This is a genomic window from Neisseriaceae bacterium CLB008 (assembly GCA_041228285.1).
Taxonomy (GTDB): domain Bacteria; phylum Pseudomonadota; class Gammaproteobacteria; order Burkholderiales; family Neisseriaceae; genus JAGNPU01.
Genome location: CP166133.1, coordinates 699,237 through 714,714, shown reverse-complemented (window position 1 = coordinate 714,714; position 15,478 = coordinate 699,237). Strand labels below are relative to the sequence as shown.

Annotated in this window: 17 protein-coding genes and 2 tRNA genes; 4 read left to right on the top strand and 15 right to left on the bottom strand. The window is 52.9% G+C overall.

What is annotated here, in order from left to right; genetic code table 11:
- Positions 1-56 precede the first annotated feature (56 nt).
- The 8 genes from lepB to AB8Q18_03115 form a co-directional block, all read right to left on the bottom strand.
- The gene (lepB, locus tag AB8Q18_03150) at positions 57-1,037 is read right to left on the bottom strand and encodes a signal peptidase I (GenBank protein ID XDZ52056.1); all 981 of its coding nucleotides are present in this window, start codon (positions 1,035-1,037) and stop codon (positions 57-59) included.
- Positions 1,037-2,830 (bottom strand): translation elongation factor 4, encoded by a 1,794-nt coding sequence (gene lepA, locus AB8Q18_03145; protein XDZ52055.1) that lies wholly within the window; start codon positions 2,828-2,830, stop codon positions 1,037-1,039. Before lepA ends, lepB begins: the two co-directional genes overlap by 1 nt.
- A 75-nt stretch (positions 2,831-2,905) precedes the next feature.
- Positions 2,906-3,145: a glutaredoxin family protein gene (locus AB8Q18_03140; protein ID XDZ52054.1), complete on the bottom strand. Its 240-nt coding sequence runs from the start codon at positions 3,143-3,145 to the stop codon at positions 2,906-2,908.
- A gap of 80 nt (positions 3,146-3,225) precedes the next feature.
- Positions 3,226-4,197, bottom strand: coding sequence for a MucB/RseB C-terminal domain-containing protein (locus tag AB8Q18_03135; protein ID XDZ52053.1), 972 nt, complete (start codon positions 4,195-4,197; stop codon positions 3,226-3,228).
- Positions 4,198-4,836, bottom strand: a complete 639-nt coding sequence (locus AB8Q18_03130) for a sigma-E factor negative regulatory protein (GenBank protein XDZ52052.1) — start codon at positions 4,834-4,836, stop codon at positions 4,198-4,200.
- Positions 4,837-4,840: 4 nt separating this feature from the next.
- Positions 4,841-5,440, bottom strand: a complete 600-nt coding sequence (gene rpoE, locus AB8Q18_03125; GenBank protein XDZ52051.1) for an RNA polymerase sigma factor RpoE — start codon at positions 5,438-5,440, stop codon at positions 4,841-4,843.
- Between the two features lie 90 nt (positions 5,441-5,530).
- Positions 5,531-6,835: a tRNA lysidine(34) synthetase TilS gene (tilS, locus tag AB8Q18_03120; GenBank protein ID XDZ52050.1), complete on the bottom strand. Its 1,305-nt coding sequence runs from the start codon at positions 6,833-6,835 to the stop codon at positions 5,531-5,533.
- Positions 6,825-7,784, bottom strand: coding sequence for an acetyl-CoA carboxylase carboxyltransferase subunit alpha (locus AB8Q18_03115; protein ID XDZ52049.1), 960 nt, complete (start codon positions 7,782-7,784; stop codon positions 6,825-6,827). The genes tilS and AB8Q18_03115 overlap by 11 nt, the downstream gene beginning before the upstream one ends.
- A 222-nt stretch (positions 7,785-8,006) precedes the next feature.
- On the opposite strand from AB8Q18_03115, the gene AB8Q18_03110 reads away from it, so the two are divergent.
- Both AB8Q18_03110 and AB8Q18_03105 read left to right on the top strand, forming a co-directional pair.
- A tRNA-Val gene (locus AB8Q18_03110) sits at positions 8,007-8,082 on the top strand.
- Positions 8,083-8,085: 3 nt separating this feature from the next.
- A tRNA-Asp gene (locus AB8Q18_03105) sits at positions 8,086-8,162 on the top strand.
- An 89-nt stretch (positions 8,163-8,251) separates the two neighbouring features.
- Here AB8Q18_03105 and AB8Q18_03100 read toward each other — a convergent pair.
- Genes AB8Q18_03100 through AB8Q18_03085 form a run of 4 tightly spaced genes read right to left on the bottom strand, consistent with a single transcriptional unit; the run spans position 8,252 to position 11,449 of the window.
- Positions 8,252-8,809 (bottom strand): hypothetical protein, encoded by a 558-nt coding sequence (locus AB8Q18_03100; protein XDZ52048.1) that lies wholly within the window; start codon positions 8,807-8,809, stop codon positions 8,252-8,254.
- Between the two features lie 16 nt (positions 8,810-8,825).
- Positions 8,826-9,506 (bottom strand): dethiobiotin synthase, encoded by a 681-nt coding sequence (gene bioD, locus AB8Q18_03095; protein XDZ52047.1) that lies wholly within the window; start codon positions 9,504-9,506, stop codon positions 8,826-8,828.
- Positions 9,478-10,302 (bottom strand): malonyl-ACP O-methyltransferase BioC, encoded by an 825-nt coding sequence (gene bioC, locus AB8Q18_03090; protein ID XDZ52046.1) that lies wholly within the window; start codon positions 10,300-10,302, stop codon positions 9,478-9,480. The genes bioD and bioC overlap by 29 nt, the downstream gene beginning before the upstream one ends.
- A complete protein-coding gene (locus tag AB8Q18_03085) occupies positions 10,286-11,449 on the bottom strand; it encodes an 8-amino-7-oxononanoate synthase (protein XDZ52045.1) in 1,164 nt (387 codons plus the stop codon). Before AB8Q18_03085 ends, bioC begins: the two co-directional genes overlap by 17 nt.
- A 172-nt stretch (positions 11,450-11,621) precedes the next feature.
- On the opposite strand from AB8Q18_03085, the gene bioA reads away from it, so the two are divergent.
- Positions 11,622-12,926: an adenosylmethionine--8-amino-7-oxononanoate transaminase gene (gene bioA / locus AB8Q18_03080; protein ID XDZ52044.1), complete on the top strand. Its 1,305-nt coding sequence runs from the start codon at positions 11,622-11,624 to the stop codon at positions 12,924-12,926.
- A gap of 9 nt (positions 12,927-12,935) precedes the next feature.
- On the top strand, positions 12,936-13,481 hold the full coding sequence (locus AB8Q18_03075; protein ID XDZ52043.1) for an NUDIX hydrolase: 546 nt from the start codon (positions 12,936-12,938) through the stop codon (positions 13,479-13,481).
- Positions 13,482-13,542: 61 nt separating this feature from the next.
- Here AB8Q18_03075 and AB8Q18_03070 read toward each other — a convergent pair whose 3' ends face one another.
- From AB8Q18_03070 to gshB, 3 genes are read right to left on the bottom strand one after another with little or no spacing between them, the layout of a single operon-like run.
- Positions 13,543-14,031 carry a copper chaperone PCu(A)C gene (locus AB8Q18_03070; protein XDZ52042.1) on the bottom strand — a complete coding sequence of 163 codons (489 nt, stop codon included), beginning with the start codon at positions 14,029-14,031 and terminating at the stop codon, positions 13,543-13,545.
- A gap of 25 nt (positions 14,032-14,056) precedes the next feature.
- Positions 14,057-14,458: a diacylglycerol kinase gene (locus tag AB8Q18_03065; protein ID XDZ52041.1), complete on the bottom strand. Its 402-nt coding sequence runs from the start codon at positions 14,456-14,458 to the stop codon at positions 14,057-14,059.
- Between the two features lie 28 nt (positions 14,459-14,486).
- Positions 14,487-15,455, bottom strand: a complete 969-nt coding sequence (gene gshB, locus AB8Q18_03060) for a glutathione synthase (protein ID XDZ52040.1) — start codon at positions 15,453-15,455, stop codon at positions 14,487-14,489.
- Positions 15,456-15,478: the final 23 nt, after the last annotated feature.

Sequence of the window (15,478 nt, the reverse complement as noted above, 5' to 3'; positions counted from 1 at the left end):
CAATATGCCTGTTTCGTTTACAGCTCAGCCTAAAAAGGCCTCATCATGCCCAAAACCTATTGAATTTTAGTACCCACGCGAGAGAAGTCACCGAAGTTCATCCACACCAAGAAGGCCTTACCCACAATGTATTGACTGTCTACAAACCCCCAATAGCGGCTGTCTTCACTGTTGTCACGGTTATCCCCCATGGCAAAGTATTGTCCTTGTGGGACTTTACAGGTAAAGCCATTTTCTTCATACAGACACTGGTCACGGAACGGGAAGTCAGAGTCCACGCCAGAAAGCTGAAGCGTCGGCATTTGCGGCATTTGATACACCTGGTAGCGCTTGTCGCCCATGGTTTCGTCAAACAGATTATTGTTCAAGTTCACAGGGCCTTGTGGCGTCGCTTCTAAATAGCTGGCCTCACCCACAAACTCATCTTTAATGACTTCACCATTGATGGTCAACACTTTATTGTGGTAATCAATCACATCGCCGGGCACGCCCACAATCCGCTTAATGTAGTTAAGGCTTGGGTCACGCGGATAGTTAAACACAGCCACGTCGCCGCGCTCAACCTCACCCACGGGGATGATGACCTTATTCGCCACCGGTAAACGCAGGCCGTACACAAACTTATTCACCAGGATAAAGTCACCCACCACTAGCCCTGGACGCATAGAGCTAGATGGAATTTGGAACGGCTCGGCCACAAAACTACGCAGCACAAACACCACGAAAATCACGGGGAAAAAACCGCGCATATAGTCGACAAAATGGTGCTTATTGCCAGCCTGGTCGGTTTTTTTCTTGGTTTGGGCGCGGTCATAAAACCACACCACGCCGGTCACCAAAACAAAAATCAACAGAACGGCGGTAAAGCTCATGAAGTAAGACAGGCCACCAAACACGCCCACCAACATCAACAAATAACCCCACTGTAAGGCGCTAGACCAATCTTCACCAGCCTCTTTGGTTTTTTTACTCTTAGCAAACAAGACCAAGCCCACCACAAATAAGGCTATGGCACCGAACAGCATATTTGGGGTCATTATTTATCTCCAACTTGTAAAATGGCCAAGAACGCCGCCTGTGGAATTTCAACGTTGCCCACAGACTTCATGCGTTTCTTACCGGCTTTTTGTTTTTCCAGCAGCTTACGCTTACGTGAAATGTCGCCGCCATAACATTTGGCTAACACGTTTTTACGTAAAGCTTTAATGCTTTCACGCGCAATGATCTGGCCACCAAGCGCGGCCTGAACCGCAATGTCAAACATCTGACGCGGGATGAGCTCACGCATTTTAGAAGCCAGCTCACGACCGCGGTAGACGGCGCTTTGGCGATGCACGATCAGGCTCAAGGCGTCGACTTTTTCACTGTTCACCAGAATGTCTAGCTTCACCAAATCAGCGGCGCGGAACTCTTTAAACTCATAGTCTAAAGAAGCATAGCCACGGCTGGTAGACTTAAGCTTGTCAAAGAAATCCATCACCACTTCGTTCATCGGCATTTCGTAGGTCAACATAACCTGACGGCCCATATACTGCATGTTCTTTTGCACGCCCCGCTTTTGATTACACAGCGTCATTACCGAACCGACGTATTCTTCCGGCACCAAGATGGTGGCGGTGATGATCGGCTCCATAATCGTTTCAATGGCGCCCATATCCGGTAGCTTAGATGGGTTTTCAACCTCCAGCATGGTGCCGTCTTTTTGCACCACTTGATACACTACCGTCGGGGCCGTGGTGATTAAATCCATGTCAAACTCGCGCTCTAAGCGCTCTTGCACAATTTCTAGGTGTAATAGGCCTAAGAAGCCGCAGCGAAAGCCAAAGCCTAAGGCTTGAGACACTTCCGGCTCAAAATGCAGCGAGGCATCGTTTAACTGTAGCTTTTCTAAGGCTTCACGCAAGGCTTCAAAATCGTGGCTTTCAACCGGGTAAAGCCCAGCGAACACCTGTGATTTAACTTCTTTAAAGCCTGGTAATGCCGCAGCAGCAGGCTTAGCGGTATGGGTAACGGTATCGCCTACCTTGGCCGCCTGAAGTTCCTTCACGCCGGTGATCAAAAAGCCCACCTCACCCGCCGATAGGCTATCGCGCTTCACCGATTTAGGGGTAAACACGCCGACTTGCTCAACCTGAGAATCAACTTTGGTGGCCATGAAGGTCACTTTGTCTTTCGGGCGCAACACGCCGTCAATCACGCGGATCAACATCACCACGCCCACATAGTTGTCAAACCATGAGTCGATGATTAAGGCCTTCAATGGCGCATCCACGTCCCCCACTGGCGGTGGAATCTTCTTCACGACTTCTTCCAGCACGTCATCAATGCCGATGCCGCTTTTTGCCGACGTTTGTACCGCATCAATGGCTTCAATACCCACGATGTCTTCAATTTCCTGAGCCACTCGCTCTGGGTCTGCCGCAGGTAAGTCAATTTTATTCAGCACCGGCACTACTTCCACGCCTAGCTCAATGGCGGTGTAGCAGTTAGCGACGGTTTGGGCTTCGACGCCTTGAGAGGCATCTACCACCAGCAGCGCGCCTTCACAGGCGCTCAACGAGCGCGAGACTTCGTATGAGAAGTCAACGTGTCCGGGGGTGTCAATCAGATTGAGCTGATAAGTCTCACCATCACGGGCTTTATAAGTAAGCGCAGCCGTTTGGGCTTTAATCGTGATGCCACGTTCTTTTTCAATGTCCATCGAGTCCAACACTTGCGAGCTCATCTCGCGCATGTCCAAACCCCCGCAATATTGAATAAAACGATCGGCCAGCGTTGATTTACCATGGTCAATATGGGCAATAATAGAAAAGTTTCTGATGTGTTTCATAGAGGCTTTATAAAAAAATAAGAAAGGACAGGTCGCGTTAAGTGCCTGCCCTTACATGTAATCAAGGGGTTTATTTTAACTCATATTCGTCAAATATGCACGAACCTTAGCGAGGTCTAAATGCCAATGACACAGCTGCGTTTCACCAGCCAACAGCACCGGCACCAGCTCATCGTATTGCGCCTCCAGCTCAGGATCAGCATCTACATCTAAAACCACCAGCTCAAAATCAAACTCGGCCTGCAAAGCCTCTAGCTGCGCCTGCATATCCGTACAGAGGCTGCAATAAATTCGGGACATCAAAGTCAGCGTCATAGACCGTCTTTCATAAAAAATGCCTAAAATAGCAGGCTACTTTAGGCACATTATCGGCGTTTGGCAACCGGCACAAAGCGTCAGTGCAAAACTCTTAGCTGACCAAGATAGGATTCCAGCTTATCCGAAGGGACGTCGCCCACGGCGGTGAGGCGCCAATTGTCTTTTTGAACAATGCCCATCGACAGGCCACCGTTGATCTCATGACCTTCTAAATTAGGCTTACCGTCCTGCGTTTGCTCCACAAACACCGACACTTTAACCAAGGCATCGCTGAGTAAGTAGTGACTGCCGGTTTTACCCAGATCACGCGCCATCAACACCACGAATCCAGGCGGCAAGCCGCTGATGCGTGGGTCTTTACTGTTGCGCTGCTGCTGCTTCATTTTTTGCAGCTGGGCTTGGCTAATCGTTGGCGGCAACGTGCCTTTATCCAATAAATTCAGGCGCGGATCAATTTTCAGCAGTACGGCATCGGGCGTACCGAAGGTGATTTGGCTAAAGGTGCTTTGCTCCACAACCTCATGATTGCCGCGAATCAACACTTGCTTCAGGGGGAAATAGTTTTTGCTGTCGAGGCAAAAGTCTTGTCGATAGCGATCGTTGTGCTTAGGCGTCACCCGATACCAGCGGCAGGCGCGATTGGCCACGCGAGCCATTTCGCCAACCGTCACAGCATAGGCATCATCTAACAGCTTAGGATTACTCGGTAAAGCCGCAGGAAACTGACGCAAAGCGCCTAGACGCAACAGCTTCAAGCCTTTTTCGCTTTCCGAAAAATACTGCAATTGACGGTTGTGGCGCAGCATTTCACGGTCGATCCCGTCGTTCGCCACACGGCGCTCACGCAAGCCTTGCTTATTGACCACACGGTAGACCTGGTAAGTCTCTAAACCTTGCTTGGTTTGGCGCAGATACACGCCAGAAAAACTTTGGTTGTTGACGGCTTTTGCCGCCAAGCCTAGGTCGCGCCAAACGTCACCCTTAGCCGAAGCTGCGTAAACGTTGGCCGACCACATCAAGGTGCTGAGTAAAAATACACGCATCCACATTTAACGTTGCCCCTCTTGCTGCAAGGACACGCTCACCCACTCATCCTGAGGCTGATTCAACACCTCTTGATGGGCACGTAAATACGGATTATTCAAATAATCTTGGCTACGTGTATTGGCCGGTACGGCATACAGAGGCAAAGCATCGCCGGCACGTGGCTCAGTACCCACGCTTTGGTTCACGCCCAAGTTTTGGCTCACGCTCATGACCGTGCCCTGGGGCGCAGCAGCAGAGGCAGCAGGTGCCGTGCTTGAGGCCAAGAGGCCAGCATCATCGCCCATTTGGGTTTGTGACGTAGGCCACATTTGCCACATGGCCACCGCCGCCACCAGCACGCTGGCAGCCACGGAGAAACCACGGAACCACTGATTAGCCGCAGACTTCAGGCGAGCAGGCGCCACCGGCATGCTCGTGCGCACGGTGGGCTCTTCATCTAATTGGGCGCAAATAGACGCAAACAAACGACCATTACTGCTGCAGTCGGTTTTTTGCATGCTGTCTTTCACCACATGATACGACAACCACGAAGCCTGAGCCTCAGGGTCGGCCAAGAGCCGATCCACAAAAGCTTGAGATTCTCGGGCATCTAACTCATCATCCATCAAAGCTGATAGGGTTTCCAAATGTTCAGATTTCATTTTCTTACCACCTACGGTTTTCTGCTGTGTCCAAAAGCGGACGCAAGTCTTTGGCAATGACCTCACGCGCACGGAAAATCCGCGAACGCACGGTGCCGATAGGACAATCCATTACTTCTGCAATTTCTTCATAACTCAGGCCTTCAATTTCACGAAGCGTAATGGCTCGATTCAAATCCTCGGGCAATTTGGCCACGGCAGCTTCAACGGTTTGCAGAATCTGCTTATTGGCCAACATTGTCTCTGGCGTATTGTAATCAGGCATTTGATCGATTAAATCTAACGATTCACCATCTTCATTGGCCACTTCGCTGGAAATCATCGGACGACGCCCAGAGGTGGCCAAAAAATTCTTGGCGGTATTAATACCGATACGATACAACCACGTATAAAAAGCGCTGTCGCCGCGAAAATTCGGCAGCGCACGATAAGCCTTGATGAAGGCCTCTTGGACCACATCATCCACTTCATGCTCATCGCGAATAAAGCGTGACAAAAGTCGTTTTAAGCGTCGTTGGTATTTCGCCACCAAGAGCTCAAATGCTCTTTTCTCACCCTTTTGCGCTCGTTCCACCAAAGCCTGATCGATGTTTCGATCACTCATAATCTCTGCTTTCTTTCTATTTTATAGCAGCATGCAAAGGTGTACACCTCTACGACTGCATCCATTCTAAATGGTTCATTTTTAATGCAATCAATCCAACCATCCCCGTGGTAAATAGCCATGCTCAATCGTGTCCTTTGCTGCAACCCACAAGCCGCACACGGCGACGCACTGATCTTCTGCGTCAACCAGCACCGGCCAGTACGTTCTCAAAAAAGGCGGTACGCCTTTTTCTTGCAGCACACGCTTCACATTTTTATGTCCAATGGTTGTGTGTATTTTGTCGGTGGACACGCGCGCCCTCAGCGTTAAACCCTCTTGGATACGCGCTAAAGGCAAGCCTTTATCCGCTGCTATCCAAGTCAGCGTCCCTTCGCCATAGGTTTGGGCGGCAATATCTGCCAGCGTTTCTTCAGCCCAAGGCTGAAGCCGCCATAAATCTGCTTGAGGCACAACATATAGCCGGCCCTGATAGGCATAGACGCGGCCCTTGGGCAAACGCCAATCCATCTGCCCTGCACCAATACGGCGTAGCTGTTGGGCAAAATCATGCAGACTGTCCGGCCGCGGGGTCCCTAATCCCGCGGTCGTCACGAAATGCAATAACAGCTGATGCTGTCTGGCCGGGCTTAATGCTTGCCACGGGCCATAATAAAACACGCCGTCGGGACACACCAAACGGCTATCTGCTTGCAAGACCTCATCCAAAATACTGAGCGTCTCTTGCATCAATTCGGTGGTTCTGAGAATGTGCTGCGGCGCATGCGGCAAATACTGCCCCAGCATCGGCAGCAACTCATGCCGCACCCAATTGCGTTTATACTGGCGATCAACGTTGCTGTCATCCTCAACGTGGCTTAAACCTTGATTTTGTACGTATTCTTGCAACACTGCCTTAGGCAAGGTCAAGCAAGGTCGCCATAACGCCTTAGCGCCTAAAGCCCGCACCGGCGGCATCGCTGCCAGCGCACGCACCCCGCCACCGCGCAATAAGTTCGCAAGGGTAGTTTCCACCTGATCGTCTAGATGATGACCCAACACCACCACATCAGCGTCGCCCGCGGCAAAAGCCTCATAGCGTGCTCGCCGCGCCTCGGCCTCTAAGCCACTTTTGGCGTCAAAATCCAAGGCCACCCGCACCACCCGCAGCGGGACATTAAAGCGCGCGCACAGCTCGGCACAAAAAGTCGCCCAGGCGTCGGCGTGGGCGCTGATGCCATGATGAACGTGTACGGCTTGCAAACGAAACCCATGTTCCGCTTGCAAGCCGTCAAAAGCGTGCAGCAGCGCGACCGAGTCGACACCACCGCTTAACGCGATTTCAATCACAGCCTGATCAGCCCGTCGATGGGCTGACCAAAACTGTGCCACTGTCTGCGACAGTTTATTTTTCACTAAAGCTACCGTAGGCCATGATGCGGTCAAAACGCTTGGTCAACAGTTGACCAATCGGCAGGCTTTGGGCCTCTTTAAGCTGTTCAGCCAACGTTTGCTGCATGCTGACCATCATTTCAGGATAGTTACGGTGGGCGCCGCCCAAAGGCTCTTTCACAATCGCATCAATCAGCTTCAGCTTTTTCGCCTTATCCGCGGTAATGCCCAGCGCTTCTGCTGCCTCAGGGGCTTTTTCAGCCGTCTTCCACAAAATAGACGCACAGCCTTCTGGTGAAATCACAGAATAGGTTGCGTATTGCAGCATGTTCACATAGTCGCCCACGGCAATCGCCAAGGCGCCACCTGAACCACCCTCGCCGATCACCGTACAGATCACCGGCACGTTCAACTGTGACATTTCGTATAGGTTGCGACCAATCGCCTCTGACTGGCCACGCTCTTCCGCACCAATACCAGGGTAAGCGCCTGGCGTGTCAATAAACGTCATGATGGGCAGCTGGAATTTTTCCGCCAGCTTCATCAAACGCAATGCTTTACGATAGCCTTCGGGACGAGGCATGCCGAAATTACGACGAATTTTTTCTTTGGTGTCGCGGCCTTTTTGATGACCGATCACCACCACGCTTTGGCCGTTAAACCGCGCAAGACCACCAATAATGGCCTTATCGTCGGCATAGCTACGATCGCCATGCAGTTCTTCATAGTCCGTAAACATCGCATCGATGTAATCTTGCGTATAAGGACGCTGAGCATGACGAGAAACCTGTGAGACTTGCCAAGGGGTTAGCTTGCTGAATATCGTTTTGGTCAAATCTTTGCTTTTTTTGGTCAGTCGGGCGATGTCTTCTGAGATATCAACCACTGAATCGTCCTGAACATAGCGCAATTGTTCTATTTTGTTCTCTAGTTCTGCAATTGGCTGTTCAAAATCAAGAAAAACTTGCTTCATGTAAGCACATCCGTGATAGAAATAAGTAGGGGCAATCATACCGCACCCGTTTAAATTTTTCAGCACCTTTTCCCATGCCCATTTAAAAAAACGCCTAAATCAACTTTTATATTAATAAATATCAAATAGTTAAAATCAAATTAAGTTTTCACTCTATTTTTAGCCTGTTATTTTGCTTGCCAAAGGATCGGGGATGTGATTTAATGCGTTCCTTAACTGGAAGGGTGATTAGCTCAGTTGGTAGAGCGCCTGCCTTACAAGCAGGATGTCGGCGGTTCGACTCCGTCATCACCCACCACTAGGAGTGGTAGTTCAGTTGGTTAGAATACCGGCCTGTCACGCCGGGGGTCGCGGGTTCGAGTCCCGTCCACTCCGCCAAGAACATAAAAAGCCTTTGTTGAAAAACAAAGGCTTTTTTGCGTTTTGCAGCTCTGGATCAACAGCCCCACCCGGGGGCTTAATCCTACTTAATGTGGCTCTGGCGACCAGCCTTCAGCCCATTGAGACAAGGGCACCACCTCTGGCAAGGCGCCAAAATCATGAAACCAGCTATCGATCACCCACGCCTGGCCACTGTCTTGATCAAGCACCTGACTGGCGTAATGCAGATCAAAAAACCAGGGCGCACGATAGGCTGGCGCCAATACTTGATGGTGGCGCAACCATCCTTGGCGCCCCATATACTGTAAAAATTCCGTATCGGTTTGGCTATGGTCCACACAGTCCATACGCCCTTCGGCCGTGCCATCAGCCACATTACGCCCCTTATCCTGGTGAATCGGCGTGTGCTGCCCCGCCAACTGATACATCGCCTGCATGGCTAAAGCGATGGCCGCACGTTCACTGGCCGCGTCGCTGACTTGGTTAAAAAACTGCGCCAGCTTCACCGCCTGCTCAGGCAAGACGGCCACCTGCGCCTGCTGCCGACAGCCGTAGCCATAACATACCTTAACTCCATCTGCCTGCGCCCAAGCCCCGACCAATAAACACATTAGCCCTAGCCACACACTTACGCTTCGTTTCATGCGATACCATTCTGGTTTAATCAGGCCTCATTATAGGCGCAAGATTCAGTCCTTGCCCAGCCGCCTGCGGCGATACGCCATGTCCAATCACGCCCAAACACGGTGCCGGCAACAAAGCATGTAAAGAGGCCAAATACTCAGCTTGACGCGCCCCCGGCGGCACCACCTCATTGGCAATCCAACCGCTTAAGCGCAGGCCTGCATCCATGATCGCATGCGCCGTCAATAAAGCATGATTGATGCAGCCCAGCTTCACCCCCACCACTAAAATCACGGGCAAGCGCTGGCTCACTACCCAATCGGCAAAATCCACGCCGGGCAACAGCGGCACATGCCAACCACCTGCACCCTCAACCACCACATAATCGGCTCTTTGCTGCAGGTGCCGCAAGCCTTGATTCAAGTCGGCCAGCACAATCGGCCGATCTTCGGCCGCGCTGGCAATGTGTGGCGCAGTAGCCTCCTCTAAACTCAAGGCATTCACTTCGGCATAGCTCAAAGAGATATTGGCCGCCTGCTGCAAGGCCAAGGCATCCTCATTTTTCAAGACGCCATCGCACCATTCGCTGCCAGAAGCCACGGGCTTAAACCCCGCCACCGTGGCGCCAGTTTGCTGCGCTAAAGCCGCCATTAGGGCACAACTGCTGTGGGTTTTACCCACTTCGGTATCAGTACCGGTCACAAACCAAGTGTTCATCACGCTGTAAAACTCCATAAAAAACATCATAACTTAAGGGCAACAAGCTTTGCTCATTCTGCAGCGGCCGCAACGCTGTCTCTAGCGCCGCCAGCTGACCCCGCCCCATGAGCCCTTGCCGCCGATCAGCGTACACATGAGTGGCGCCGATGCCTTTAAGGTCGCGCATCATCGCCACAACCGAGGGATACCACATGGTGTGGCGCTGCACATGATGCGCCTGTCGATCTGCACCAACCGCCGCCAAATCGGCACGCAGCCGCGACAGCGGCAAAAATTCATTCACGTGACGCCTATCGTCAACGGCGGCCCAGGCTTGATCTAAGGAGCCCAAAGAGCCCGCCACCAAAGTCGTGAACACAGCCATACCGCCCGGTGCCAACACACGATACAGCTCTCGCAGCGGCACCCTTAAATCACGGCACCACTGCAAGGCCAAATTGCTGCTGCAAGCGCCAAACACACCATCGGCAAACGGCAGCCGCTCTGCATCGGCCTGCACATAATAGTCGGCACTGTGCTGGGTACGCGCCTCGGCCAGCATGGCCGCCGACAGATCTAAAGCCGTTACGGTCGTCTCTGACGACCGCCAGTGTCGAGCGATGTAGCCAGTACCGCAGCCAACGTCTAATAAATGCGTCAAGGTTGGCGGCACGGCCGCCAAAAGTTGATTCACTTGATCACCGACCTCGCGCTGTAGCGCGGCGTGGGCATCATAAGTGTTTGCTGCGCGGCCAAACGCCTGGCCTATGGCCTGCTTGGCCGCAACAGCGTCAGGATTACTCTGTGGCCACATCCTTCATTCCTTTCACTAAGGCGTCAATATCGGCTTCGCTATGCAAAGCCGTGAGGGTCAAGCGCAAACGCCCCTGCTGGGGCGGCACCGTCGGCGGCCTAATCGCGCCCAGCCACAAGCCCTGCGCCCGCAATCGTGCCGCAACGCGCAAGGTTTCGTCGCTGCTGCCAATGAGTACGGGCTGAATAGCGGTTTGGCTGGGCAGCAGCCGCAGCGGCACCTGCGCTTGCGCCCATTGAGTGTGAAAATAATGAATGATGTGCTGTAGTCTCTGCTGCGGCTCAGAATCAAAGCGCAGCTTGGTTAAGGCGTCGCTCAGCAGAGCGGCCTGAAAAGCTGGCATGGCCGTGCTGTACACATAGTGACGGGCATATTGAATCAGATACTCGGCCGTGGCCTCGTTACACAGAATCGCGGCGCCACTGAGGCCAAAGGCTTTGCCAAACGTCAACACCAGCACGTCTGGGCGTACGCCTTGAGCCGCACAGCTGCCGCGCCCTTCCGGCCCCAGCACGCCCACGCCGTGGGCATCGTCCACCACGAACAAAGCGTCATGCTGCTGCGCCAAGGCGGCTAAGGCCGGCAGCGGCGCCTGATCGCCATCCATGCTGAACACCCCTTCGGTAAACACCATGGTGGCGCCCGCACAAGGCTTGGCCAGCAATTGAGCCAGATGATCCGGTTGATTATGGGCAAAACGACGCAGCTCAGCGGGGCTATTAACCGCGGCCTCCAAAATCGAGGCGTGACTGAGCTTATCCGCCAGGAGGCGATCGCCCGCGCCCAATAGCGCCTGCACCAACGCTTGGTTGGCGGCAAAGCCTGAAATGAATAATAAAGCGCGATCAAAGCCCTGCCAGCGGGCTAAATCAGCTTCTAATTGGGCATGAATCTCGGTATGGCCAACCAATAAAGGCGAACCACCGCTTCCGAGACCATATTGGGCCAAATGCTTTTGGCCCTGTTGGATGAGTCCTGAATCTTGGCTAAAGCCGAGGTAATCATTGCTGCTAAAATTAAGGCAGCGCTGCTGATTAACCAAGATTGAGGCACCGTGGCACAAGGCAGAACGGGTCGTACGTATTCTATAGGTGTGTTGCTGCTCTTTGTGCGCTAATCCTTGGTTTATCTTAATAGACCAACTCATATCGCTTCAATCATATATATAGTAAAAACGTGCTTAGTGTTCGCTACTGCCCCCATATTGTCAAGACTTCTTAGCCACGCCTAGCTGCGCACTGAGCGCTTTTATGGCTATAATGGCGGGGCAACACCTATATGGCTACACCTTAATCCTCACTATATAACGAGACCACACTATGCATCTTTCTTCTGCTGCGTTGGCGTTTGATCGCCAACACATCTGGCATCCCTATACCTCGATGTCACACCCCCTACCCACCTACCCCGTCGTCAGCGCCAGCGGCGTGCGCCTCACCCTCAACGATGGACGCACCTTGATTGATGGCATGGCCTCATGGTGGGCCGCCATCCACGGCTATAATCACCCCGTCTTAAACCAGGCCGCTACCGCCCAAATCGGCCAAATGGCCCACGTCATGTTTGGCGGCATCACCCATCCACCCGCCATCGCACTGTGTCAGCAGCTGGTCGCCATGACGCCAGCGCCGCTAGAATGCGTTTTCTTAGCCGACTCGGGCTCGGTGGCGGTCGAAGTGGCCATGAAAATGGCCTTGCAATACTGGCAGGCGCGCGGTGACGCCCGCCAAACCTTTTTGACCTTAAAACACGGCTACCACGGCGATACCTTTGGCGCCATGAGCGTGTGTGATCCCCATAACTCCATGCACAGCCTGTATCAAGGCTATCTGCCTGCACACCTGTTCGTGACCGCCCCGCAATGCCGTTTTGACGACGAATGGCAACCACACGATTTTGAACCCTTTAAGCAGGCCTTTTTAGCCCAGCACACGCGCCTTGCCGCCGTAATTTTAGAGCCCATCATTCAGGGCGCGGGCGGCATGCGCTTTTACCACCCCCAGTATTTAAAGCAGGTAGCTGAACTGTGCCAGCAATACGGCGTGTTATTGATTGCCGATGAGATCGCCACCGGCTTTGGCCGCACAGGGAAGCTATTTGCCTGCCAACATGCCGACATCAGCCCCGACATCATGTGTCTAGGCAAGGCCCTCACCGGCGGCTACATGACGCTGTCGGCCACCCTCACCACCCGCCACGTCGCCGACACCATCAGCAACGGCGAAGCCGGCTGCTTCATGCATGGGCCAACCTTTATGGGCAACCCACTGGCCTGCGCCGTGGCCTCAGCCAGCCTAAACCTGCTCAATAGTCAGCCCTGGGCAGAACAAGTGGCCGCCATTGAAGCCCAGCTGCGCACCGAATTACTGCCCCTGCGCGCCCATGCCGACGTGGTCGCCGACGTCAGGGTATTAGGTGCCGTTGGCGTGATTGAAACCACGGCGCCGGTTCACACCGCCAGCCTTCAGGCGTTTTTTGTGGCACAAGGGGTGTGGATTCGTCCCTTTGGCCGCCTGATTTACATCATGCCGCCTTACGTCATGAACCCAGAAGACTTGCATCGACTCACGCAAGCGATTACCTTAGCGGTACAGCGACCAGACGTAGTGTTTGGCCAATCCTAAGGACAATGCATGAAGTTAACCGAAACCTTTGTTGCTCGAGAATTGATTTTTAAAGGCAACATCATCCACCTGAGCGTCGACACCGTTACCCTCCCCAACGGCAAAACCGCCACCCGTGAATTTGTGCACCACAATGGCGCGGCCTGTATTTTGGCCACCACGCCAGAACAGCAAGTGGTATTGGTGCGCCAATACCGTCATCCGGCGGGACAAATCCTGCTTGAGGTGCCGGCAGGTAAACTCGATCACATAGGCGAAGACCCTCTAGACTGCGCCCAACGAGAGCTGGCCGAAGAAACGCCCTATACCTGCGACAGCCTCAGCTATGTGTGCCACTTCTTTAGCGCCCCAGGCTTCACCAATGAAGTATTACACCTATATCAGGCGCAAAATGTGGTGGCCAACAGCGCTTTGAGCGCCGATGAAGATGAGTTTGTGGAAACGGTGTTGATGAGTAAGGCAGACGTGAAAGCGGCGCTGGCGGCGCATGAGATTCAAGACGCCAAGACTTTGATTGCCTTACAGCACTGGCTGCTGCAAGACTCAGAAGGTTAAGCCCAAACGATGGCCACAAAAAAGACCGCCTAAATGCGGTCTTTTTCCATCTTACCCAGCCTTAATGACCGCCATGACCACTGTGGTCCATGGCCTTAGCCGCCATGCCGTTCACCATACCGACGCCGTTATTCACTTTAACGTTCACGGTTTGGCTCGGTGCTTGCTTGAATTTTAGCGTCACTTGGTACTCATCATTCAACACCAAAGGCTTGGGCAGCTTCATCAACATAATGTGATAACCACCTGGCTTAAGCGACACGGTCTGACCTTTAGGCAAAGCAATGCCACCAGCCACTTCACGCATACGCATCACGCCATTGTCGTCGATGGTGGTGTGTAGCTCTACTTGTGGACTACGTGCCGTGGTGGCCGATACCAAAACATCGTCGGCGTCGCCCGTATTTTTCAATTCCACAAAAATCGCGCCCATGGGCACGCTCGGTGCCGTCATGCGGCTCCAGGCTTGGCCCACTTCAATCACGCTGGCGGCTTGAGCGCCACTCATCACGCCTAGGGCCAACAATAAGCCCATTGCGGTTTTATTCATGCATACACTCCTTTGTCTTATGTGCTTAGCCAAAATAGCGCCACAACGCCGCTGCCCACAAAATAAACAGCGTCACCAAGGCAACGGTTTGGGCAGCAGAAGCAGTGTCCTTGGCGCGTTTGGCCAAAGGATGCTGCTTAAGCGAGGTGTGGTCTACTGAGGCTTCAATTGCGGTATTTAATAGCTCAACCATCAAGGTGAGGGCCGAACCCAAGATCAGAATGGACTGGGTCGCACTGCCGAACTTAAAGTAAAAAGACAAGGCCACCAAAACCGTATTGATGTACACCAGCTGGCGAAAGCCCTGCTCTTCCCAGGCGAACTTAATGCCCGCTTTGGAGTAGCCAAAGGCGTTCAGCACGCGCTTCACGCCGGTTTTACCCTTAAACTCATTGCTCGATTCGGTATTTAAATCGTGACGATCCATATTGTTTCAGCCATTTCAGAAGGTTTGATTATAATTGATTTTCGACCCGACGCGTGAGCGCATCCACAAAATATTCGGCCACGTTGCAATCGGTTTGCTGCATGATTTCTTGAAAACACGTTGGGCTGGTGACGTTCACTTCGGTTAAGTAATCCCCAATGACGTCTAAGCCGGCCAACAAAATGCCACGTGATTTTAACTCAGGGCCCAAAGCCTTGGCAATCGCCCAATCACGCTCACTCAAGGGCTGCGCCACCCCTCGTCCACCGGCGGCTAAGTTACCGCGCGTTTCCCCCTGCTGTGGAATGCGTGCCAAAGCATACGGCATGGCTTCGCCATCAATCACCAATATGCGCTTGTCGCCGGCCACAATTTCGGGAATGTAGCGCTGCGCCATGATGGTGCGGCTGCTTATCTGGGTCAGTAGTTCCAACACGCTGCCCACGTTAGGATCGCCTTGGCGCAGGCGGAAAATCCCGCTGCCGCCCATGCCGTCTAGCGGCTTCACGATGACGTCTTGGTGTTCGGCAATAAAGGCTTTGATTGCCTCTTGCTGCGACGACACCAAAGTCGGTGCGGTAAACTGGGCAAAATTTAAAATCGCCAGCTTCTCGTTGAAGTCGCGCATGGCCTGCCCACTATTAAATACTTTAGCGCCTTGGCTGGCTGCCAGCGTCAACAGCTGCGTGGCGTATAGGTATTCCAAATCAAACGGGGGGTCGGTGCGCATAATCACGGCATCGAATTGGCTCAAGGCCATGTGGCTAACCGATTGTTCAGCATACCAGCTGCGATCGGTGTCCTCATAGGTCACGCTGGCATCTAGCGTGATTAAAGTCGCATCGGTCATCACCTGACCAGCTTCGATCACCATCTGCCCACTTAGGCAATGATGCAGCTGATGGCCACGCTTGGCCAACTCACGCATCATGGCATAGGTTGAATCTTTGTAAATTTTAAAGCCGCTCAATGGGTCGGCAATAAAGAGGACGTTCATCGACGAATCCTTTCAATAAAAAA

Coding starts and splice junctions, on each gene's coding strand:
- AB8Q18_03140 (XDZ52054.1), bottom strand. CDS start 3,145: ATGACGCTGACTTTGATGTCCCGAATTTATTGCAGCCTCTGTACGGAT.
- bioC (XDZ52046.1), bottom strand. CDS start 10,302: ATGTGGCCACAGAGTAATCCTGACGCTGTTGCGGCCAAGCAGGCCATA.
- bioA (XDZ52044.1), top strand. CDS start 11,622: ATGCATCTTTCTTCTGCTGCGTTGGCGTTTGATCGCCAACACATCTGG.
- AB8Q18_03130 (XDZ52052.1), bottom strand. CDS start 4,836: ATGAAATCTGAACATTTGGAAACCCTATCAGCTTTGATGGATGATGAG.
- AB8Q18_03085 (XDZ52045.1), bottom strand. CDS start 11,449: ATGAGTTGGTCTATTAAGATAAACCAAGGATTAGCGCACAAAGAGCAG.
- AB8Q18_03075 (XDZ52043.1), top strand. CDS start 12,936: ATGAAGTTAACCGAAACCTTTGTTGCTCGAGAATTGATTTTTAAAGGC.
- AB8Q18_03135 (XDZ52053.1), bottom strand. CDS start 4,197: ATGTGGATGCGTGTATTTTTACTCAGCACCTTGATGTGGTCGGCCAAC.
- AB8Q18_03115 (XDZ52049.1), bottom strand. CDS start 7,784: ATGAAGCAAGTTTTTCTTGATTTTGAACAGCCAATTGCAGAACTAGAG.
- lepB (XDZ52056.1), bottom strand. CDS start 1,037: ATGACCCCAAATATGCTGTTCGGTGCCATAGCCTTATTTGTGGTGGGC.
- gshB (XDZ52040.1), bottom strand. CDS start 15,455: ATGAACGTCCTCTTTATTGCCGACCCATTGAGCGGCTTTAAAATTTAC.
- rpoE (XDZ52051.1), bottom strand. CDS start 5,440: ATGAGTGATCGAAACATCGATCAGGCTTTGGTGGAACGAGCGCAAAAG.
- AB8Q18_03100 (XDZ52048.1), bottom strand. CDS start 8,809: ATGAAACGAAGCGTAAGTGTGTGGCTAGGGCTAATGTGTTTATTGGTC.
- lepA (XDZ52055.1), bottom strand. CDS start 2,830: ATGAAACACATCAGAAACTTTTCTATTATTGCCCATATTGACCATGGT.
- AB8Q18_03070 (XDZ52042.1), bottom strand. CDS start 14,031: ATGAATAAAACCGCAATGGGCTTATTGTTGGCCCTAGGCGTGATGAGT.
- bioD (XDZ52047.1), bottom strand. CDS start 9,506: ATGAACACTTGGTTTGTGACCGGTACTGATACCGAAGTGGGTAAAACC.
- AB8Q18_03065 (XDZ52041.1), bottom strand. CDS start 14,458: ATGGATCGTCACGATTTAAATACCGAATCGAGCAATGAGTTTAAGGGT.